Here is a 21,010-nt window from a genome sequence, read left to right as displayed (position 1 = left end):
AAAAGTTTCGCGTATACGACAGGTTTGTGGTATAATTTTACATGAGTGATATGTATGGCTTTTTGCAATATGTATACAAAAATGATAAAAGGAGATAAAGACTATGGCATGGTATGACAGCGCAGTATTTTATCATATTTACCCACTTGGATTGTGTGGATGTCCACATGATAACAATGGAGAGACAGGAGCGCATTTTGACAAGTTAAATGAATGGGCGGAGCATGCGAAGCGGATCGGATGCAATGCGATTTATATAGGACCGTTATTTGAATCCGGTTCTCATGGATATGATACAACCGATTATCGGCTGGTAGACAGACGACTTGGAACAAATGATGACTTCAAGCAGTTCGTAAAGAACTGTCATGCAAATGATGTAAAGGTCATCGTAGATGGTGTATTTAATCATACAGGCAGAGATTTCTTTGCATTTCAGGATATAAAGCAGAACCGGGAGAATTCCAGATACAAGGATTGGTACTGCAATGTGAATTTCTGGGGTAACAACGAATATAACGATGGATTTTCCTATGATAACTGGGGCGGATATAATCTGCTTGCGAAATTAAACCTCTGGAATCCGGAAGTGAAGAATTATCATCTTGAAACCGTAAAGTTCTGGGTCGATGAATTTGATATTGATGGAATCCGTCTGGATGCTGCGGACGTACTTGATTTTGGCTTTATGAAAGAATTACGTTCCTTCTGCAATGGATTAAAGCCGGATTTCTGGCTGATGGGCGAGGTTATTCATGGAGATTATTCGAGATGGGCAAATAACGATATGCTCCATTCCGTAACAAATTATGAACTGCATAAGGGCTTGTATTCCGGACATAACGACCATAACTATTTTGAGATTGCACATACGATCAAGCGTTTAAATGGCATTGTAGGTGATAAGAAGTTATATACCTTCTGTGATAACCACGATGTAGCAAGAATCTACAGTAAATTAAATAACAAGGCGCATATGTACAATGTAGCGATCCTCGTATATACCGTACCGGGAATTCCATCAATCTATTACGGTTCTGAATTCGGTATACCGGGCAATAAGGAGAATGGTTCAGACTGGAATCTGCGTCCGGATCTGAATCTGGCTGATTTTGATGAAAAAGATGAGCTTCCTGCATTGTATACAACACTTGGACATCTAAAACAGAGATTTCCGGAACTGACCTATGGAGACTACCGGGAATTGTATCTAACGACCGGACAGTTTGCATTTGCAAGATGTCTGGATGGACGTGCAGTTGTAACGGCATTGAATAATGCAGATAACGGTGCACACATGGAGATTAATCTGCCGATTGGTGCAAATAAAGCAGTCAACCTCCTGACGATTGATCAGACAGCAGAAGCGCAGGAGGATACCTGTACCGATGATGCAACAGCAAAGGCATGGGGAAATGCACGAAATGAGTTGCTTGATAAAGCCGGTCAGTTGGTCGGAGCCTCCGGTGAAATCCGCTATAAGGCAGAAGATATCCGTAAGGCATTAGAAGCACTGGAAACAGGCGCAGACTTCGGCCAGGCAGTATGGAATCTGTTTGGAAATCTGAATGATACCATGAATAACATGCATCGTGTGATCGGTGAATTTGAACAGACAATGCATAAGCAGGAGAGAAACTCTGTAGCCGCAGGCGGTGACTGTACAGGCGGAGAAAGCCTTGAGATCCGCGATGGGAAGCTGATCGTAGACCTTCCGGCAAACAAGGGTGTTGTCGTATATTTAACCAATGAATAATATATAATTTGCCTACATTTTACTTATAGTAATGAAAATTACTATGAGAAGATGGTATTAAGTATTTTGTATAATATTTTATTAGAGAAATTTATAGACAGAAAAAGTCCATCAGACTTGTTTTCTGAATGAGCAAGTCTGATGGACTTTTTTGTCGCAAAAATTTATGCATAAAGAATAAGAACTATGCGTAGAATATTAAGATTGCATAGAAAAAAGAATGCAAAACCTCTAAAAAATATGTAGTTTTTTGTTGAAAATCACATAAAATAGTGTTAGCATAAATATATATGTTAGTATATTTGTAACGAGACTGCACAGAATTGACGGAAACCGCTTCTGTGCCGGGGGAATGGTTATAATTAAGGAGATTGTATATGATACTTATTGATACGCAAAAAGAAGAATTTAGCAAGCTGAGGGATATCCGCGTATTTGGAAGAATCAGTCACGATGACCGGTTTAATGGGAATCTGCTGGTGATCGGTCTTGGCGGTGTCGGAAGCAGAACCGTTTGTAACTTAAAGGGGATGATGGTTGATGATATCATACCGGAGGATAATATTCATTTTCTGATGATTGATTCAGACATTCCTGAGATGGAACAGACAATTGAGGACAGCAAAGAGCATGTTGGTTTTAATGCACTTGAAGTATTAAGTATCTACAGACCGAATATTGAAAATATACTTGCAGATGGAATCAAGAAAAATCCGGTACATCCGAATCTTGCAAACTGGATGGATGCAGACTTTCCGGATGTTACAGTGACAAAAGACGGTGCGCATGGCAATCGTCAGATCGGACGACTCATGTTTTCAAATGCTTATGAAGATATCCGTATGCTGTTATTTGACAGACTGGAAGAGATTCATGATAAGGCGAATGGTAATTGGATGGATGTGATCATTGTATCCAGTCTTTCCGGCGGAACCGGAAGCGGTATCTTATCCGATCTTACATATAATATCCGGGCGTATGGAAAAGCAAAGAAGTGGGCGAATCTTCGAATCGGAGGCTGCCTGTTGATGCCGGATGTTATATTTGGCAACAAGAGCGTAACGGAAGATCCGGAGTTAATGTTCCGGATGATGGCAAATGGCTGTGCTGCGTTAAAAGAAGTCGATTACTATATGAAGCTTTCAGAAAAGGATGATGCATATATATTTGAAAGCACCACCCATAAGCTGGTGATCCGGGAGAATCTGTTCGATGCCTGTATGCTGGTATCCGGTAAGAAGGACAGCCAGGGATACCTGCCGGAGGGTACAGTTCTGATGGACACAGCAAGCTTCCTATATAAACTTGCATGTAACAAATATATCGGTAACAATGATGTAAACGATGACAGAAAGCTGCTTCGGGATGTATTCTTTGACAATGAGAAATATTCTGTGACAAACTGGAAGATGGAACATTCGGATTCTGAGATTGCGACAGCAAATTGTTATTATAAGGTTGTCAGTGAAGCAGATTACAAGATACCGATCCGTGAGATTGAGAATATCTGTGAGAGTGATCTGTTTAACAAAGCATATAAGCGTTTGTTTGTTTCACCATTTGACAATCCGCAGATTGAAGCGGATATCAAGGATGCGTTAAAAGAGCTGGATGATTTTCTTCATGCAGAACCGGGGGATGAGATCAACCTCAGTGTGAACGGATTAATCCAGTTTGGACAGTTTACGAAGCCAACCTATAAGATGATCAAGAAGCATACAGATGGACTCAGAGAACATATGGGTGAGAAGCTTGATAATATGGATAAAGAGCTTCCGGTCATGATCAAGTCCATTAAGAATAAATTGTGGAATTCCTTAGATGCTGTAATTGCCAAATATATCAAGGTATGCGGTCCGTATGCAGCGATTGATATTATCGGAGCACCAACAGCCGGTGTAGCAGATTCTACCAGAGGTATGATGGCAGAGGTTAAGAAGCTGCAGGAGCTTCACAGCAAATATACACCATCCGGTGAATATTCCAGAATTATAGAATCTATATGTGAGATTGTAGCAAAACGTTTCTTCACTTTTCCGTCTGCAAAGCGTGAGACAGAGAATGGATATTATGATGCCTGTATCAAAGAGACACTTGCTTCAGAACGAAATCGGATCATGGATGAGATTGATGCACAGGATCTGTTTGGTGATACACTTCGTTGGTTGCAGCAACGGGCAGAGCGTTTGGATGAGATCTATTCCCAGTTCGGAGAAGATCTGAAGAATTCAATCGAGGATCTTGCAAATGAAGGTAAGGTAACAACGAAGAATATATTAAAGAATGCGGCCAGACATGAATTCCTTCCGACTGATTATGTAAATGACAGTCGTATCAATGAGGTAAAGGATGGACTGATCCGGTTGATGTTAGATAATGAAGCAAATATTGATAACGGAAGAGTTGTTCCAGTCAAGGATGCGATGGAGAAGATTTATCGTCGTTTATTCAGCGGTATCGGAGCATATGGTCCGGAGAAGATGTTATCCGTTGCATTCTCAGATAAGAAACTTGCAGAGAATGATATCAATGTTATGTTTGGTTCACCGACAAATGACCGACGGGATGAAGTTATGCAGAAGGTAGCTGCTGCATTTGTAAATGATATTCAGGAAGAAAAGCAGTTATGTGTGCTCAAGGATGGCTACAAAGAACTTTTGTTGAATAAGCAATATATATCAGTGCCAAATGTAATGCCGTATTTCAGTAGGGCAGTAAAAGGAATCTTGATGGATAAACCATATAATGAGAAGGAGGATTCCATTACATTGAATCCTGGTGAGATCGAGATTTCGATCAATGATATGTATGTCGGCGTGCCTGCATCTATGATGGCATGTACAGCAGAGATGCAGAAAGCCTATAATGCAGTAGATAGTTCTTACAAGGGACTGCATATTGACGAAGTGAATAGGGATATGAGAGATTTCCCGAATCTTTGCACGTTATAATAAATAGTATGAAAGAATCCTACATGTGGAGGTGTATGAAACCGTTAGTGTTTTTCAAACTTTCGTATGTGGGGTTTTTTTAAATTTGATTTTTACCGGAATATGGTTATACTAGAAAAAGGTTTACATGAATAGATAGAAAGGAAAATTTCCATGCTGATTTGGTATGCGGATGTGTCGGATATGACAGAGGAGCAGATGAAAAAGTATCTGGAAGAGCTGTCTGAGTATCGTTTGGAAAAAGTGAATAGGCTTCGATATGAGAAGGATAAGAAATTGTCGGTTGCTGCGGGAATTTTGCTTGACCGGGCGTTAAAAGAGTGTCATTTGTCTGAGAAAGACTGTCGCTATCAGATCATGGAGCATGGCAAGGTTTATCTGGCAGATCATCCTGAGATAGCATTTAATATCAGTCACAGCGGATGCGTTGCAGTTCTGATCTTTCATAAAGAAACGAAGCACGATCTGTCCTGTGGCATTGATATCGAGCTGATACAGGGTGGACGGGAGAAGATCGTGAACCGGTTATTTTCAGAAGCGGATAGAGAACAATATAAGAAGTTGGATCCGGATGCGGCTGCATTATATTTTGCACGGGTCTGGACCCGGATGGAATCATTTGGTAAGATGACAGGAAAAGGACTTGATTTTTCAGAACCGACTCAGAAAAAAATTATGGATCGTTCAGAGATGAAAAAGAAAAATATCTATTTCCGGGAATTCAGAATAACAGATAAAACAGGTCGGAAATATAATCTCTGTGCCTGTGCAAATAAGGAAGGTTTGTTAGAAGAAACTGTATTTTCTGATAAGTCGGTTCTTTTTTCTTCTCAGAATGTAGATTGTGTGGTAATATGATGATGAAAATTTATGTACTGATACATAAGTGAAGTTTTGGAGGAACATGATATGAGTAAAAAAGCTACGAAAGCACTGAATAATCCGTATTATATCGCAAGATATAATGCATCAAAGAATAATCCAAATCTTACCAGCCGGGAAAAGACGGCTGAGATTTTAAATATTGACCGGACGCGGTTATCAAGGATCGAGCTTGGCATGTCAGTTCCTTATCCGGAAGAAGTTCTGGCGATGGCGGATGTATATGAGATACCGGAGCTTTGTAATATGTATTGCTCAGGGGAGTGTGCAATCGGTCGTGAGACAGTGAAACCGATCAATGCAGATAGCCTGGATCGACTGATCCTTCAGTTCCTTGGATCTTCTCAGAAGATGGAGAATATCACGGAGCAACTGATCAATATCACTTCCGATGGAATTGTAGATGAAGGAGAATTGGAACAGTTTGATTCGGTTCTGACTGAGTTGGAAAAAATGTCAGTCAACATTCAATCGTTGATGATGTGGGCTAAAAAAAATAAAGATTCAATTATGAGTAAAAGAGGAAATTAGAAATGGCAGACAAGAATATCGAAAACGAGATTAAGAAAAGAAGAACATTTGCGATCATATCCCACCCGGATGCCGGTAAGACAACTTTAACAGAGAAGTTTCTCCTGTTTGGTGGTGCGATCAATACGGCAGGATCGGTAAAAGGAAAAGCAAATTCCAAATATGCGGTATCCGATTGGATGGATATTGAGAAGGAGAGAGGTATATCAGTTACCTCATCCGTTCTTCAGTTTAATTATGAAGGCTACTGTATCAATATTCTTGATACACCGGGACATCAGGATTTCTCAGAAGACACATATCGAACCCTGATGGCTGCGGATTCTGCTGTTATGGTTATTGATGCATCAAAGGGTGTAGAGGCACAGACGATCAAGCTTTTTAAGGTCTGTGTAATGCGTCATATCCCGATTTTTACATTTATTAATAAGATGGATCGTGATGCAAGAGATACATTTGAATTGTTGGATGAGATTGAAAATGTCCTTGGAATACGTACCTGTCCGATGAATTGGCCAATCGGTTCCGGTAAGGAATTTAAGGGTGTCTATGACAGAGAGACCAAGATGGTCGATACCTTTGAAGCTATCTCAACCGGTGGTGCGAAGAAGGCTGCGGAGACGCAATATCATATCGAGGATCAGGAGCTTAAGGATCTGATCGGACCGTACCTGTATGACCAGTTTAAGGAAGAAATTGAATTGGTTGACGGTGCAACCGATGAAGTCGATCTCGAGAAGGTTCAGAAGGGAGAGCTTTCACCCGTATTCTTTGGTTCTGCACTGAATACATTCGGTATCGATATGTTCCTGAATTATTTCCTGAAAATGACGACACCTCCGCTTGGAAGAATGTCGGATCAGGGTGTGATCGATCCGGTTACAGAACCATTTTCAGCTTTTGTCTTTAAGATACAGGCAAATATGAATAAAGCGCATCGTGACAGAATCGCATTTATGCGTATCTGTTCAGGTAAATTTGAAGCCGGTATGGAGGTTTACCATGCAGCCAGCAAGCGTAAATTAAAATTATCCCAGCCGCAGCAGCTTATGGCGCAGGATCGTAAGATCGTAGAAGAAGCATATGCGGGTGATGTAATCGGTGTATTTGATCCGGGATTATTTTCAATCGGTGATACTCTTACATTTCCGGGTAAGAAATTTCAGTACGAAGGAATCCCGACATTTGCGCCGGAGCATTTCTGCCGAGTTGTTCAGATGAATACGATGAAACGTAAGCAGTTTGTACAGGGTGTTACTCAGATTGCACAGGAGGGTGCAATTCAGATCTTTCAGGAGTTTACAGCAGGATTGTCGGAGATTATCGTAGGTGTTGTAGGTGTTCTTCAGTTTGATGTATTAAAATACAGACTGGAGAATGAATATGGATGTGAGATCCGTTTAGAGCCGATCCCTTATAACTATATCCGCTGGGTAAAAGATCCATCTACAGATCTTACAAAGCTGAAACGTGTCAGCGATGTTAAGAAGGTGAAGGATATGAAGGGTAATCCATTGTTATTATTTGCAAATGAATGGGTTATCAATCAGGTGCTTGAGCATAATGAAGGACTGGAACTGTTAGAGTTCAGAAAGAATTAAATAAATGAATAATCTACCCTGAAAATGTAAATCCTTTTCTTATGAGGCCTAAGAAAAAATCCGTTTGACGGACAGGCAGACATAAGCAGGAGGAACATGATATGGCACTGAACAGGGTAGTGATATGTGGTGTGAATACAGCCAGACTTCCGTTACTGACAGACAAGGAAAAGGATGAATTGTTTGACAGGATCGAGCAGGGAGATATGGCTGCCAGAGAGACCTTTATCAAGGGCAATCTGCGACTGGTTCTGAGTGTGATCCAGAGATTTTCGAATTCAAATGAGAACCCTGACGATCTGTTTCAGGTTGGATGCATAGGATTGATAAAAGCAATTGATAATTTTGACCGGAGTCTGGATGTGAAGTTTTCGACGTATGCAGTTCCGATGATACTCGGAGAATGCCGGAGGTATCTGCGGGATAATAACAGTATCAGGGTATCCAGGTCGTTAAGAGATATTGCATATAAGGCGATCTACACAAAGGATGCTTTGTTAAAGAAGCTGGATCGGGAACCGACCGTGGATGAAATTGCAAAGGAGATCGATGTAGCACCGGAAGATATCACGACAGCACTGGATGCCATATCGACACCGGTTTCATTATATGAGCCTGTTTATCAGGAAGGCGGAGATACGTTATATATCGTAGATCAGTTAAGTGATAAGAAGAATAAAGAAGAAAATTGGGTAGAGAATATTTCATTGAAAGAGGCAATGAAGAAATTAAATGAGAGAGAATATAATATATTAAGGCTCCGTTTCTTTGAAGGAAAGACACAGACCGAGGTCGCATCGGAGATCGCCATTTCACAGGCGCAGGTCAGCCGTATCGAAAAGAGTGCGATCAAATCGCTAAAAGGCTACCTTCGATGAGACATGAACGATAAAGAGGTATCTATATATTATTTCTACAGAGCATTTTCATTCTATTTTACGCTGTATAACTTCGAACTAACCTCGGCTGATAGCCTTGGTAAGGTCTCAGTTATCACGTAGCGGTACTAAACGCACCGCCTTGCGGTTCGTTAAGGACCGACATGAAAAGGGTCAGTAGAACAAAATATAGATACCTCTTTATCTGTTTACGGGTAAATCTGTGTTATTGTGATTTCCCATATTTTATTATAGTTTTTTACATTTATTGTGCTTTTTTGCTTTGACCTATTTAATTTTTTTGTTTGGCTTCTAACTGTGACTTGGCTTCGGTGGCAAGCTCTGCCATATAATCCTGAACGGTTGTGCCGCCGGTGTCGCTGTTTTTCATGAGATTTGCTTTCAGTTTTTCTACTTCCTCAAGTGGAAGATCACTCATCATGGCAACTTCGGCCGGTTCGATGTGAACATTTAACATTCGTTCTGCCAGATCATATTTTGCTTTTGTTGTTCGATTCAATTCTGATTCATCTCCTTACTTATTCAGATCCTTCAGATAAGCTTCGTTGATCTCGATGATCTTATTCATGGCTTCCGGTCCCGGAGCACCAATCGTATTACGTTTATTGACACATTCTTCCATACTGATCGCCTGATAGATGTCGTCTTCAAATACCGGGCAGATTGCCTTGTAGTCGTCTAATGGAAGCTCATCCAGTGAGATGTTCCGTTCGATACAGGCGAGAACCAGTTCACCTACGATGCCGTGCGCATCCCGGAATGGAACACCGTGGTTTACCAGATAATCGGCAGCATCCGTAGCATTTGTGAATCCGTTCTTTGCAGATGCTTCCATACGGTCTTTATTTACAGTCATAGTTTTTATCATACCGTTAAATAATGCGATACATCCTTTTACGGTATCGATCGCATCAAAGGTAAATTCCTTATCCTCCTGCATATCCTTATTATAAGCAAGCGGAATCCCCTTCATTGTGGTAAGGAGAGAAGTCAATGCACCATAGACACGTCCGGTCTTACCACGAACCAGCTCTGCGATATCAGGGTTCTTTTTCTGTGGCATGATCGAGCTTCCTGTGCTGTATGCGTCATCCAGTTCGACAAACTGATATTCATTTGTATTCCAGATAATGATCTCCTCTGAGAAACGGCTCAGATGCATCATGATCGTTGAAAGTGCAGATAATAATTCGATACAGTAATCGCGGTCTGCGACAGAATCCATACTGTTAAGGGTAGGACCTGCAAAGTCAAGAAGGGAAGCAGTTAATTCGCGGTCCAGAGGATAAGTTGTGCCGGCTAAAGCACCGGAGCCCAGTGGACAGTAGTTCATTCTTGCATAGATATCACACAGACGGCCGTAATCGCGCTTGAACATCTCCATGTATGCACCAAAGTGATGGGCGAGAGTGATCGGCTGCGCCTTCTGTAAATGTGTAAATCCGGGCATATATGTGTGAATATGTTCCTTCATCAGGGAATGTAAGGTGTTCATTAATTCCAGCACAAGAGCTTTAATTTCGACGATCTCATCTCTTACATAGAGCTTCATATCAAGAGCTACCTGATCATTACGGCTTCTTCCGGTATGTAATTTCTTACCGGTATCACCGATACGGTCGATCAGATTTGCTTCTACAAAGCTGTGAATATCTTCATATTTGGATGTGATTTCAAGTGTGCCATTTTTTACATCGGTAAGGATGCTGTTTAAGCCGTCGATGATCTGATCACGTTCTGCTTCCGTAAGAATGCCGGATGCTGCAAGCATAGTAACATGTGCGATGCTTCCGCGGATATCCTGTTTATAGAACTTCTGATCAAAAGAGATCGAAGCATTAAAGTTATATACTAATTGGTCTGTTTCTTTTGTAAAACGACCGCCCCAGAGCTGTGCCATAATGTAGTTCCTCTTTTCTCTAAATTTATTTTAACTGTTTCATTTTACAACAGGATGAGAGCTTAATCAACAAAAACAGGGATTAGCAGAAGAATTTTGCACGGTAAATATCAAATTTTTATGAAATAGATATTTACAGGTTTACAGCAGTTGCGGACAGATGATAAAATAACTTAAATTGTCAGAATGGATGGATTGGATGAAGAAACGACATTTTATTTTGAAAGGAATCATTACGGCACTTGTGCTGATCGTTCTTTTCTATACAGGAAGATGGGCATTTTTTAATATATTTCATCGTCAGGATGTTGTGGACGGACTGGTAGCATTACGAACAAATGTGATGCATTCGATGGAAGATGGAAATGATTCTGATATCTTTTATGTAAAAAATGTAAAGATAAAGGATATAAGTGATATCAATAAATATGTGGATTCGGCATTTGGAAGTGTAGATACCTATCGAGTACTGGTGTCCTCCGGCGATTATCTTGCAATTCAACTTTCTTTTGATCGGAGTGAGAATTATTATGTGATCCGGAAGGTGCTTTTTGATGAAGAGATACCATCGGATAAAAAGAAAGCACTTGCCATGTATGATTCATATATAGAATTTTACAAGACCTGCATCAAAGAACCGATGAGCGATTTTGATAAGGAGAAAGCAGCACATGATTATCTGATAAAGAACTGTGTATATGGCTTTCCAGAGGAACAGCAGGATGCATATGATGCTTATGGTGTTCTTGTATCCCATAAGGCGGTCTGCGATGGCTATGCAGAGGCATTTTTTATGCTGATGACCTGTTTGGATATTCCTTGTGATATTGTGGTAGGGACTGCGGATGGAGATCTGCATGCATGGAATCAGATAGAACTTGACGGGGAATGGTATAATATTGATCTGACCTGGGATGATGCGGTTCCGGATATGGGTGAATATGTAAAACACACATATTTTAATCTGACAGATGATACACTTGCCGAAAATCATACATGGGAACGGGAGTTTTACCGTACCTGCACAGATACAGATATGAATTATTATGTGAAGACGTTTGCAGTATTTGATGATTTTGAAGCATATAAGAAAGGAATCACGAAGCAGATCGGACGCTCGGATGTGCTCGAAGCAATTGTTTATTATATGGATACGGACAGACCGGATCTGTCATTTCTCTATGACAGTTCGGCTATAAAAAAACTTAAGTATCTGGTTGAAGATATGGGAGAATATTATGTGATCATTGTATATGTAAATACATGATTTTATTATTGTAAAACAAAATGCCCGCGACAGTACGGGAGAAAGGAAAACTCAATGTCTGATGAACAGGCGAGGGTGAAGTGTGATAGATATGAGCAAGAAAGAATTTATGGATCAGCTCAGAGAAGGGCTGGATGGCAATGTATCATATGAGAAATATTGTGAAACAATAGAATATTATGAGTCTTATTTCCGGAGAAAACTGGCAGAAGGAAAGACTGAGGAGGAGATTGTTGCGGAACTTGGCTCCGGGCGACTGATCGCAAAGACGATTGTTGATACCGCAGGAGCTGACCGGACAGAACAGAGTTATACTTATACAGAGACAACAGGCGGCAGACGCGGAAGTGTGAGCCGAGATGGAGAAGACGCACCAAAGGGCTGGCATGTCAAAATGGATGAAAATGGAAATACCAGTGTCTGCTTTGGAAAACTTGATTTTTCTACAACGCTTGGGAAGGTTGTGATCGGAATCGGACTTATTTTATTACTTGCATTGATTGTATTGCTTGTTGTGATTGGAGTTAAGATTCTTGTATATGTGATCATTCCGGTTGCTGCAATTTTGTTTATTGTGAACCTGATTATCAGTCTGATCGACAATCATCGAATGTAGTCGGAAGTAGAATTTTTAACAGATAAAAAAGTTTTAAAAAAAGTTGAAAAAAGTTCTTGACAATTATCGGTATATCCCTTATACTAGCAAAGGTGTTCGACAGAGAACACAAACGAAATGGGATCTTAGCTCAGCTGGGAGAGCATCTGCCTTACAAGCAGAGGGTCACAGGTTCGAGCCCTGTAGGTCCCATTTAAAATAAAATATGGCGGGATAGCTCAGTTGGCTAGAGCATGCGGTTCATACCCGCAGTGTCGAGGGTTCAAATCCCCCTCCCGCTACTAACCTTTAATCGTCATGAATGTCATGACGATTTTTTTCTTTGCAGAAAAGTTTGTTGATTATGAATGGATAAATTATTATAGAATGGATAAACATTTTATCATCGGGTGAGATGGGTAAATAAGAAATAAGGAGAAATCAAATATGCGAGTTGGAATGGGCTATGATGTTCATAAATTGGTAGAAGACAGAAAGTTGATCCTTGGCGGAGTGGAGATTCCATATGAGAAAGGACTGCTTGGGCATTCAGATGCAGATGTTCTGCTACATGCGATCATGGATGCGCTTCTTGGAGCAGCGGCACTGGGAGATATCGGCAGGCATTTTCCGGATACAGATGACCGTTATAAGGGTGCAGACAGCATGGTGCTGTTAAAGGAAGTGAAGAAGCTTCTGGACGAGAATTTTTTCTTTATAGAGAATATAGATGCGACAGTGATAGCACAGCAGCCGAAGCTTGCCCCATATATAGAAGATATGAGAAAGAATATTGCAGAATGTCTGGAGCTTCCGGTGAACAGGGTGAATGTGAAGGCTACGACAGAGGAAAAGCTGGGATTTACCGGAGCAGGCCTTGGAATCAGTTCACAGGCTGTCTGTCTGTTAGAGACTGTTGGAAACTATGATTATGATGTTATGGGAATGAATCAGGGAGGCTGTGCCGGTTGTCAGGGCTGTCCGGTCAGGCAGTAGGTAGTTTCGGGTATGAATGAAGAAAGATACGATCATATGGATCGTAAATCGTTTGATTCGATCAGGATAGAGATTGCCGGAGCGGAAGATTTGAACGAGATACGAAAACTCTGGAAACAGTCATTTGACGATCAGGATGCATATATGGATTATTATTTTTCAAGTGTAGCAATAAGGAATCAGATCTTTGTGGCAAAGAATGGCTCTAAGATCATTTCCATGGTGCATTTAAATCCATATACTCTTGCTGAGACGACAGCAGGAGTGACAGCATATAAAAAGGGCGGTTATGTTGTCGGAGTTGCGACAGTCCCGGAATTTCGCAAACAGGGAATTATGTCGATGTTAATGAAGTATGTACTGTCATATGCGGCAGAGAATAATTACGATTATATTTATCTGATGCCGGAGAAGGAGATCTATTATAAAGGACTGGGATTTGCTCCGGTGGTAGAAAGCGGCTTTTATAATATAACAGATCTGAAACCTGAGAAGAATAATTATGAGCTTTGTGGGCTGGAAGATATAACAGATGAACAGTTGGAGAGCTTTTCTGAAAAACTGACACAATGCTATAATCTCTTTGTACCACGAACCAGAGCCTATCTGGAGGATCTTGGAATGGAATGTCAGTCTCTATTCGGTGATGTATATATCATAAAGGATGAGAATGAGATAGCGGCAGTATATGGAACTATGTATGATGGAGATTATGCAGAGATCGTTCAGTATTGTACAGATACCGGTTCACTTGATCCGTTGTTATATGGCGTTTGTGAGAGTGGCATCCGGGTATTTCCGGAAATCGAACTGTTTGGAACTTATGCGAATCATAAGATGATAAAGAAAGGTCATGGGATCATGTTTTATGAGCCGTATATGGAGTGCACAGAATTATATAGAAAATTAGATCATATTTTCATAAATGAAGTGGTTTAAAAAAGTATGGATACCATGTATAATAATTATAGAATGTATATACAAAAAGGAGAAATAAAATGACAACAGATGGATATGTAGAACATATAGTGAAAACAAAGACTTCTGCCGGAATCATGGCATTGATCGTACTTGGAGCAATTATCACTGTGGTGGGAGCATTTTTTATGTTCTTTGTACCGGGAGGCGCAATCTTTGGACTTCCGCTTGTGGTTGTTGGTGTAATTATATTTTCACTTGCGATCAATCGAAAAGAGTGTGAGTTTGAATATTTGTTCGTAAATGATGATGTTGAGGTTGCAAGGATTACCGCAAAGAGCAGCAGAAAACAGATGTATCATTTTGAAGGCGGAGAAGTAAAGCAGATCACGACTGTAGATTCAATCTATAGGGATAATGAGCATCAGGCAAATTCCGGTATTAAAACGATGAATTTCACTTCAAAGGATAAGAACACAGAGAATCCTGTTTATTCTTTTATTCTGAATAAGAATAACCGCACAGAGGAAGTCCTGTTAGAGCTTGATGCAAAGACGATTGAACATGTAAAACAATTTTTTAAGGGAAAAATCCGGGAATAGAGAAAGTCAGGAACAGACACATATTTATAAGCAGAAAGACAGATACTATAAAAAGAGGTGCTTGCGATGAAGATTACTTTTTTTAAATATCTGTCTTTGTTTTTGACCGGAGGGATGGTATATTATTTTCTTGAGATATTTACCAGAGATTATTCTCATTATTCCATGATAATCTGTGGGGGGCTGTGTATGATTGCCTGCGGAGGTTTGAATCAGATGTTCCCGAGAATGCCGATTCCGCTACAGATGATTTTATCGTCAGGGATCATAACTTTGTTTGAATTTGTAACCGGAGTTATCGTAAATCTGATCTTTCATGTTGGAGTATGGGATTATTCATACCTGCCATATAATGTAATGGGGCAGATATGTCTGCCGTATTCTGTGCTGTGGATGTTTCTTTCATTGATCATAATATTTGTGGATGATGGAATCAGGCATTTTCTGTTTGGAGAGGAATTACCGGAGTACAGATTATTTTGAATAAATGAAATGAGAGTTTTTTGTTGCTGAAGAAGCTGCGACATTTAGAGTATTAAAAAAAGCTTATAACAGATCCGGTCTGAAATCCGGACTTCTGATGATAAGCTTCTTTTATGTGGTGTGAAATTAAATACGAAATTATGGCTGAAGAGGAGTCATCTTAAGTCCTTTATACAGTTTGGTATAAAGACTTCTTTCGTCGGAGTAAAGCATGATTCCCCGTGCACCATCTTTAACAATGTAGGCGTATTTATTCTTCTGTACATTCATGTACAAAACTTCCTCCACATTCAGTTCTTTGGCCTTCACTTTAGCAACACTGACACTTACCGGCTGTAATTTATATTTTTTGATTGCCTGTTCAACTGTCATGATAAACACCTCCATCATATAGTATGCCTATGTTTGTTTGAATATAGTATATTGTATAGATAGCACAAAGTCAACTGTTAATAGTGCACAAAAAGACAAGAAAAGGAAAAAACTTCCGTTATTTTTTATAAAAAAGGAGAGATAAATAGTGAAAAATGCAAACTATTATACTATGATGGAAGAAGAATTAAAGAAAATATCGGATTCCGGCAGTAAGAAGAAGCTTCTACTTCATTGCTGCTGTGCCCCTTGTTCCAGTCATTGTCTGGAAGTCCTGGCCAATTATTTTGATATTACTGCTTATTTTTATAATCCGAATATCACAAATGATGAAGAATACGGGAAACGCTGGAACGAATTGAAACGCTTTGTCCATGAAGTATATCAGGAGAATGGGGTGGAACCATATCTGGAAGAGCATGAGAGCGAACGGTTTCTTGAAATGGCAAAAGGAATGGAAGAAGAGCCGGAACGCGGGATACGGTGTTATGCCTGTTATAAACTTCGTCTGGATAAAAGTGCCGCGTTTGCAAAAGAACATGGATATGACTATTTCACCACAACCTTGTCGATCAGTCCACATAAAAATGCAGACTGGCTCAATGAAATCGGAGAAGAGCTGGGTGAGCAGTATGGTATAATGTTTTTACATAGTGATTTTAAGAAGAAAAACGGATATAAACGCTCAATCGAGCTTTCAAAGAAATATAATTTATATAGACAGAACTTCTGCGGCTGTGAGTTCAGCAGAAGAGCGTATGAAGCAACAGAAAAAATGAAGCAGGAAGCTGCTCAGAAATAAGTTGACGAATTTCGATGAAAAAGTGTTGTCTAACAATAACAAATGTGTTAGAATTGACAAAACTAGAAAAAAGAGGCAGATGAGGATCTTTGTATGTGTGCACAGATTCTCTGTTCACTCTTTTTTTTTGAGCAAAAATAGAAAAAAGAAGAAAGGAATTGTATTATGAAAGCTTTTTTGATACTTGAAGATGGACATGTATTTGAAGGCACCAGTATTGGAGCAACCGATGAGATCATAAGCGAAATTGTTTTCAATACGTCTATGACAGGTTACTTAGAGGTGTTGACAGACCCATCCTATGCCGGGCAGGCAGTTTGTATGACATATCCGTTGATTGGTAATTATGGTGTATGTCTGGAAGATATGGAGGCTGATAAACCATGGCAGTCAGGATTTATTGTAAGAGAGATTGCGAAGAAGCCAAGTAACTTCAGAAGTGAACAGAGTATTAACCAGTTCCTTATTAATAACAATATAACAGGTATCGAGGGAGTTGATACCAGAGCATTGACAAAGATCCTCAGAAATCAGGGTACAATGAAGGGCATGATCACAACAAATGCTTCTTATGACCTTGAAGATTGTCTGAAGCGGATCAAAGCATGGGAGATGGGACATGTTGTTCTTGATGTTACATGCAAAGAAAAGAAAGTTTATCCGGGAGATGGCTACAAGGTAGCTGTTATCGATCTCGGTGTTAAGAGAAATATTATCAAATCTTTATTAAAGAGAGGCTGTCAGGTTACCGTATATCCTGCTGAGACACCTGCGGAGGAGATCATCGCAGATGCACCGGACGGCATCATGTTAACAAACGGACCTGGAGATCCAAAGGATTGTAAGGTTACAATCAAAGAAGTGAAAAAACTTTTCGATACAGATATTCCTATTTTTGCAATATGTCTTGGACATCAGCTGCTTGCACTTGCAAATGGCGGCGATACCGTAAAGATGAAATACGGTCACAGGGGTGCGAACCATCCTGTAAAAGATTTAAAGACCGGAAAGGTTTATATTTCAACCCAGAATCATGGATATATGGTAAAAGAAGAGAGCCTTGACAGAAAGGTTGCCGAGGTCAGCTTTATCAATGTAAATGATGGTACAGTAGAAGGTGTTCATTACCTTGGTAAGAATGCACAGACTGTACAGTTCCATCCGGAAGCATGTGCCGGTCCTCTTGATACAGACTTCTTGTTTGATGTATTTATGAATATGATGGAGGTGTCTAAGTAATGCCAAAGAATCCGAATATTAAAAAAGTTGTTGTAATTGGCTCCGGTCCTATCGTAATCGGACAGGCTGCAGAATTTGACTATGCCGGTACACAGGCTTGTCGTTCATTAAAAGAAGAAGGTCTTTGCGTTGTTCTGATCAACTCCAATCCGGCTACGATCATGACAGATAAGGATATCGCAGATAAGGTATACATTGAGCCATTAACAGCCGATGTTGTAAAAGCAGTGATCGAGAAAGAAAAACCAGACAGCCTTCTGCCAACACTGGGTGGTCAGGCAGCTTTAAATATCGCAATGGAACTGGAAGAATCCGGTTTCTTAAGAGAACATGATGTTATGTTGATCGGTACATCTTCTTCAACAATCAAAAAAGCAGAGGACAGACTGGAATTCAAGAAAACCATGGAGAAAATCCATGAGCCTGTAGCACCATCTGAGGTTGTTACAACGGTAAAAGCCGGTCTCGAATTTGTTAAGAAGATTGGATATCCGGTTGTACTCCGTCCGGCATACACCCTCGGCGGAAGCGGCGGTGGTATCGCTGAGAATGAAGAAGAGTTTGTCGAGATTCTGATGAATGGTCTGAGACTCAGCCGTGTCGGTCAGGTTCTGGTAGAGCGTTGTATCGCAGGCTGGAAAGAGATCGAATACGAAGTAATGCGTGATGCAAATGGTACCTGTATTACAGTTTGTAATATGGAGAATCTGGATCCGGTCGGTGTCCATACCGGTGACTCTATCGTAGTAGCACCATCCCAGACATTGGGTGATAAAGAGTATCAGATGCTTCGTACATCTGCATTAAATATTATTTCTGAATTAAATATCCGTGGTGGCTGTAACGTACAGTTTGCATTACATCCAACTACATTTGAATATTGTGTAATCGAAGTAAATCCTCGTGTAAGCCGTTCGTCGGCACTTGCATCCAAGGCAACCGGTTATCCGATCGCCAAGGTTTCTGCAAAGATCGCACTTGGTTATAATCTGGATGAGATCAAGAATGCAATTACCAAGAAGACATTTGCAAGCTTTGAGCCTGCACTGGACTATGTTGTTGTTAAGATTCCTAGACTTCCGTTTGATAAGTTCATCAAGGCAGATCATGATCTGACAACACAGATGAAGGCAACCGGTGAGGTTATGAGTATCTGCACAAACTTTGAGGGTGCATTGATGAAAGCAATCCGTTCTCTGGAACAGCATGTAGATGGTCTTCATTCCAGCAGATATAAGAATATGTCTGACAGTGATATCTTAAAGCTTCTGCATCATGTAGATGACAGACGTATCTTTGTTATTGCTGAGGCGCTTCGCCGTGGCATTACACAGGAAGCAATTCACGATATCACAAAGATTGATCTTTGGTTCATTGATAAGATCAACAATCTGGTTGACTATGAACAGGAGATCCGTGATTCCAAGGGAGATATCTCCAAGGAACTGATGAAGGAGATCAAGCGTGTAGAATTCCCGGATAAGGTAATCGCACAGCTTACAGGAAAGACAACAAAAGAGATCAAAGAGCTGCGGTATGGCTATGGTATCCGTGCATCTTTCAAGATGGTTGATACCTGTGCTGCAGAGTTTGAAGCATCTACACCATACTATTATTCCTGCTTCGACGGTGAGAGTGAAGTAGAGGAAGATCATTCCGTAAAGAAGGTTATGGTTCTTGGTTCCGGTCCTATTCGTATCGGACAGGGTATCGAATTCGATTACTGCTCCGTACACAGTACATGGGCATTTGAGAGAAAGGGATACCAGACCATTATCGTAAATAATAATCCTGAGACAGTCAGTACAGATTTTGATATTGCAAATAAGCTGTATTTCGAGCCGCTGACAGCAGAGGATGTAGAAGCAATTGTAGATCTGGAAAGACCGGATGGTGCGGTTGTTCAGTTCGGCGGACAGACAGCGATCAAGCTGACGGAAGCACTGATGGAGATGGGTGTTCCGATCCTTGGTACAAGTGCAGAGAATGTAGATGCCGCTGAGGATAGAGAATTATTCGATGAGATCCTTGAGAAGTGTTGTATCCCAAGACCTGCCGGAAAGACGGTATTTACCAGAGATGAAGCCTTAGAGGCAGCCAATGAACTCGGTTATCCGGTTCTGGTAAGACCTTCTTATGTATTAGGTGGACAGGGAATGCAGATCGCGATCTCTGATAAAGATATTATTGAATTCATGGATATCATCAACAGACATGTTCAGGAGCATCCTGTTCTGGTTGATAAATATATCATGGGTAAGGAAGTAGAAGTAGATGCCGTATGTGATGGAGAAGACATCCTGATCCCTGGTATCATGGAGCATGTAGAGAGAGCCGGAATCCATTCCGGTGACAGTATCTCTGTATATCCTGCACAGACACTTTCACCAAAGATCAAACGTGTAATTGAAGATTATACAAGAAAGCTTGCAAACAGCCTTCATGTAATCGGTCTGATCAATATACAGTTTATCGCATACAATGATGAAGTATATGTAATTGAGGTAAATCCTCGTTCCAGCCGTACTGTTCCATATATCAGCAAGGTTACCGGTATTCCGATCGTAGATCTTGCAACCCGTGTTATCACAGGTGAGAAGATCAAGGATATGGGATATAAGCCGGGACTTCAGCCGGAAGCAGAATACTTTGCGATCAAGATGCCTGTATTCTCATTTGAGAAGATCCGTGGAGCTGAAATCAGTCTGGGACCGGAAATGAAATCAACAGGTGAATGTCTTGGTATCTCCAAGGACTACAACGAAGCCCTTTACAAGGCGTTCCTTGGTGCAGGTGTAAATCTTCCAAAGACAAAGAAGATGATTCTTACAGTTAAGGACGCAGACAAGATGGATGCAGTAGAAATCGGCAGACGTTTTGCGGCTCTTGGTTATGAGATCTTCTCTACAAAGAGCACATGTAGAATCCTGAATGAGAATGGAGTACCTGCTGAACTGATCAACAAAGTAGAGGAACCATCACCAAATCTGTTGGATCTGATCTTAAGTCATGAGATCGATCTGATCATCGATACTCCGTCACAGGGAATTGAACGAAGCAAGGATGGTTTCGTGATCAGACGTCATGCAGTTGAAACCGGTGTTACCTGTCTTACAAGCCTTGATACAGCGAATGCGCTGCTTACAAGTTTGGAGTCATCCGCAAACAGACGATTATCACTGGTTGACATCAGCGAATTATAAGTATAATATGATA

General features: G+C 40.6%; 18 protein-coding genes and 2 tRNA genes. 17 read left to right on the top strand and 3 right to left on the bottom strand.

The genetic code is table 11. From position 1 onward, the window contains the following. The first annotated feature begins 103 nt into the window (after positions 1–103). The 6 genes from DWW85_RS04505 to sigG all read left to right on the top strand — a co-directional run bounded on the left by DWW85_RS04505 (position 104) and on the right by sigG (position 8,599). Positions 104–1,756 (top strand): alpha-amylase family glycosyl hydrolase, encoded by a 1,653-nt coding sequence (locus DWW85_RS04505; RefSeq protein ID WP_117807652.1) that lies wholly within the window; start codon positions 104–106, stop codon positions 1,754–1,756. Between the two features lie 377 nt (positions 1,757–2,133). Beyond that, positions 2,134–4,707: a tubulin-like doman-containing protein gene (locus DWW85_RS04500; protein ID WP_117807651.1), complete on the top strand. Its 2,574-nt coding sequence runs from the start codon at positions 2,134–2,136 to the stop codon at positions 4,705–4,707. Positions 4,708–4,860: 153 nt separating this feature from the next. After that, positions 4,861–5,565: a 4'-phosphopantetheinyl transferase superfamily protein gene (locus DWW85_RS04495; RefSeq protein WP_117807650.1), complete on the top strand. Its 705-nt coding sequence runs from the start codon at positions 4,861–4,863 to the stop codon at positions 5,563–5,565. Positions 5,566–5,616: 51 nt separating this feature from the next. Continuing rightward, on the top strand, positions 5,617–6,120 hold the full coding sequence (locus DWW85_RS04490) for a helix-turn-helix transcriptional regulator (RefSeq protein WP_117807649.1): 504 nt from the start codon (positions 5,617–5,619) through the stop codon (positions 6,118–6,120). Positions 6,121–6,122: 2 nt separating this feature from the next. Beyond that, positions 6,123–7,721 (top strand): peptide chain release factor 3, encoded by a 1,599-nt coding sequence (locus DWW85_RS04485; protein ID WP_008400679.1) that lies wholly within the window; start codon positions 6,123–6,125, stop codon positions 7,719–7,721. Between the two features lie 101 nt (positions 7,722–7,822). Continuing rightward, positions 7,823–8,599, top strand: a complete 777-nt coding sequence (gene sigG / locus DWW85_RS04480; RefSeq protein WP_021943748.1) for an RNA polymerase sporulation sigma factor SigG — start codon at positions 7,823–7,825, stop codon at positions 8,597–8,599. Between the two features lie 292 nt (positions 8,600–8,891). Here sigG and DWW85_RS04475 read toward each other — a convergent pair whose 3' ends face one another. After that, the gene (locus tag DWW85_RS04475) at positions 8,892–9,119 is read right to left on the bottom strand and encodes a hypothetical protein (RefSeq protein ID WP_117807648.1); all 228 of its coding nucleotides are present in this window, start codon (positions 9,117–9,119) and stop codon (positions 8,892–8,894) included. 15 nt (positions 9,120–9,134) lie between these two features. Then, positions 9,135–10,520, bottom strand: coding sequence for an argininosuccinate lyase (argH, locus tag DWW85_RS04470; RefSeq protein WP_117807647.1), 1,386 nt, complete (start codon positions 10,518–10,520; stop codon positions 9,135–9,137). 199 nt (positions 10,521–10,719) lie between these two features. Here argH and DWW85_RS04465 point away from each other — a divergent pair, with 199 nt between their 5' ends. The 8 genes from DWW85_RS04465 (at position 10,720) to DWW85_RS04430 (ending at position 15,381) form a co-directional block, all read left to right on the top strand. Further along, entirely contained in the window at positions 10,720–11,787 is a 1,068-nt protein-coding gene (locus tag DWW85_RS04465; protein WP_226801002.1) for a transglutaminase domain-containing protein, read from the top strand. Between the two features lie 91 nt (positions 11,788–11,878). Then, positions 11,879–12,403, top strand: a complete 525-nt coding sequence (locus DWW85_RS04460; protein ID WP_117785011.1) for a DUF1700 domain-containing protein — start codon at positions 11,879–11,881, stop codon at positions 12,401–12,403. 119 nt (positions 12,404–12,522) lie between these two features. After that, positions 12,523–12,595: transfer RNA gene (locus DWW85_RS04455), tRNA-Val, on the top strand. 15 nt (positions 12,596–12,610) lie between these two features. Then, positions 12,611–12,684 (top strand) — tRNA-Met (locus tag DWW85_RS04450). Positions 12,685–12,829: 145 nt separating this feature from the next. Then, on the top strand, positions 12,830–13,378 hold the full coding sequence (gene ispF, locus DWW85_RS04445; protein WP_117807645.1) for a 2-C-methyl-D-erythritol 2,4-cyclodiphosphate synthase: 549 nt from the start codon (positions 12,830–12,832) through the stop codon (positions 13,376–13,378). A gap of 12 nt (positions 13,379–13,390) precedes the next feature. Next, positions 13,391–14,317, top strand: a complete 927-nt coding sequence (locus DWW85_RS04440) for a GNAT family N-acetyltransferase (RefSeq protein WP_117807644.1) — start codon at positions 13,391–13,393, stop codon at positions 14,315–14,317. Positions 14,318–14,376: 59 nt separating this feature from the next. After that, entirely contained in the window at positions 14,377–14,898 is a 522-nt protein-coding gene (locus DWW85_RS04435; protein WP_117807643.1) for a DUF6106 family protein, read from the top strand. Between the two features lie 66 nt (positions 14,899–14,964). After that, on the top strand, positions 14,965–15,381 hold the full coding sequence (locus tag DWW85_RS04430; RefSeq protein ID WP_021943756.1) for a hypothetical protein: 417 nt from the start codon (positions 14,965–14,967) through the stop codon (positions 15,379–15,381). Between the two features lie 138 nt (positions 15,382–15,519). Here the strand turns inward: DWW85_RS04430 and DWW85_RS04425 are convergent, their stop codons facing one another. Further along, a complete protein-coding gene (locus tag DWW85_RS04425; protein WP_021943757.1) occupies positions 15,520–15,753 on the bottom strand; it encodes a hypothetical protein in 234 nt (77 codons plus the stop codon). Positions 15,754–15,901: 148 nt separating this feature from the next. Between DWW85_RS04425 and DWW85_RS04420 the strand changes: the two genes are divergently transcribed. The 3 genes from DWW85_RS04420 (at position 15,902) to carB (ending at position 20,997) form a co-directional block, all read left to right on the top strand. Beyond that, on the top strand, positions 15,902–16,555 hold the full coding sequence (locus tag DWW85_RS04420) for an epoxyqueuosine reductase QueH (RefSeq protein WP_309295069.1): 654 nt from the start codon (positions 15,902–15,904) through the stop codon (positions 16,553–16,555). Between the two features lie 165 nt (positions 16,556–16,720). Further along, positions 16,721–17,794 (top strand): carbamoyl phosphate synthase small subunit, encoded by a 1,074-nt coding sequence (locus DWW85_RS04415; RefSeq protein ID WP_117807642.1) that lies wholly within the window; start codon positions 16,721–16,723, stop codon positions 17,792–17,794. Next, the gene (gene carB, locus DWW85_RS04410) at positions 17,794–20,997 is read left to right on the top strand and encodes a carbamoyl-phosphate synthase large subunit (RefSeq protein ID WP_117784906.1); all 3,204 of its coding nucleotides are present in this window, start codon (positions 17,794–17,796) and stop codon (positions 20,995–20,997) included. Before DWW85_RS04415 ends, carB begins: the two co-directional genes overlap by 1 nt. Positions 20,998–21,010 lie beyond the last annotated feature (13 nt).

Origin of the sequence: Clostridium sp. AF17-21AC, from assembly GCF_003461365.1 — a bacterium.
GTDB lineage: Bacteria > Bacillota > Clostridia > Lachnospirales > Lachnospiraceae > Coprococcus > Coprococcus ammoniilyticus.
Note: the sequence above shows the minus strand (reverse complement) of the source record. Positions and strands in the feature narration are given on the sequence as shown.

What these genes read in the sequence shown, in the direction of transcription:
- argH (WP_117807647.1), bottom strand. Translation starts at nt 10,520, where the DNA reads ATGGCACAGCTCTGGGGCGGTCGTTTTACAAAAGAAACAGACCAATTA.
- DWW85_RS04440 (WP_117807644.1), top strand. Translation starts at nt 13,391, where the DNA reads ATGAATGAAGAAAGATACGATCATATGGATCGTAAATCGTTTGATTCG.
- DWW85_RS04485 (WP_008400679.1), top strand. Translation starts at nt 6,123, where the DNA reads ATGGCAGACAAGAATATCGAAAACGAGATTAAGAAAAGAAGAACATTT.
- DWW85_RS04465 (WP_226801002.1), top strand. Translation starts at nt 10,720, where the DNA reads ATGAAGAAACGACATTTTATTTTGAAAGGAATCATTACGGCACTTGTG.
- DWW85_RS04490 (WP_117807649.1), top strand. Translation starts at nt 5,617, where the DNA reads ATGAGTAAAAAAGCTACGAAAGCACTGAATAATCCGTATTATATCGCA.
- DWW85_RS04495 (WP_117807650.1), top strand. Translation starts at nt 4,861, where the DNA reads ATGCTGATTTGGTATGCGGATGTGTCGGATATGACAGAGGAGCAGATG.
- ispF (WP_117807645.1), top strand. Translation starts at nt 12,830, where the DNA reads ATGCGAGTTGGAATGGGCTATGATGTTCATAAATTGGTAGAAGACAGA.
- DWW85_RS04500 (WP_117807651.1), top strand. Translation starts at nt 2,134, where the DNA reads ATGATACTTATTGATACGCAAAAAGAAGAATTTAGCAAGCTGAGGGAT.
- DWW85_RS04505 (WP_117807652.1), top strand. Translation starts at nt 104, where the DNA reads ATGGCATGGTATGACAGCGCAGTATTTTATCATATTTACCCACTTGGA.
- DWW85_RS04430 (WP_021943756.1), top strand. Translation starts at nt 14,965, where the DNA reads ATGAAGATTACTTTTTTTAAATATCTGTCTTTGTTTTTGACCGGAGGG.
- sigG (WP_021943748.1), top strand. Translation starts at nt 7,823, where the DNA reads ATGGCACTGAACAGGGTAGTGATATGTGGTGTGAATACAGCCAGACTT.
- DWW85_RS04415 (WP_117807642.1), top strand. Translation starts at nt 16,721, where the DNA reads ATGAAAGCTTTTTTGATACTTGAAGATGGACATGTATTTGAAGGCACC.
- DWW85_RS04425 (WP_021943757.1), bottom strand. Translation starts at nt 15,753, where the DNA reads ATGACAGTTGAACAGGCAATCAAAAAATATAAATTACAGCCGGTAAGT.
- carB (WP_117784906.1), top strand. Translation starts at nt 17,794, where the DNA reads ATGCCAAAGAATCCGAATATTAAAAAAGTTGTTGTAATTGGCTCCGGT.
- DWW85_RS04435 (WP_117807643.1), top strand. Translation starts at nt 14,377, where the DNA reads ATGACAACAGATGGATATGTAGAACATATAGTGAAAACAAAGACTTCT.
- DWW85_RS04460 (WP_117785011.1), top strand. Translation starts at nt 11,879, where the DNA reads ATGAGCAAGAAAGAATTTATGGATCAGCTCAGAGAAGGGCTGGATGGC.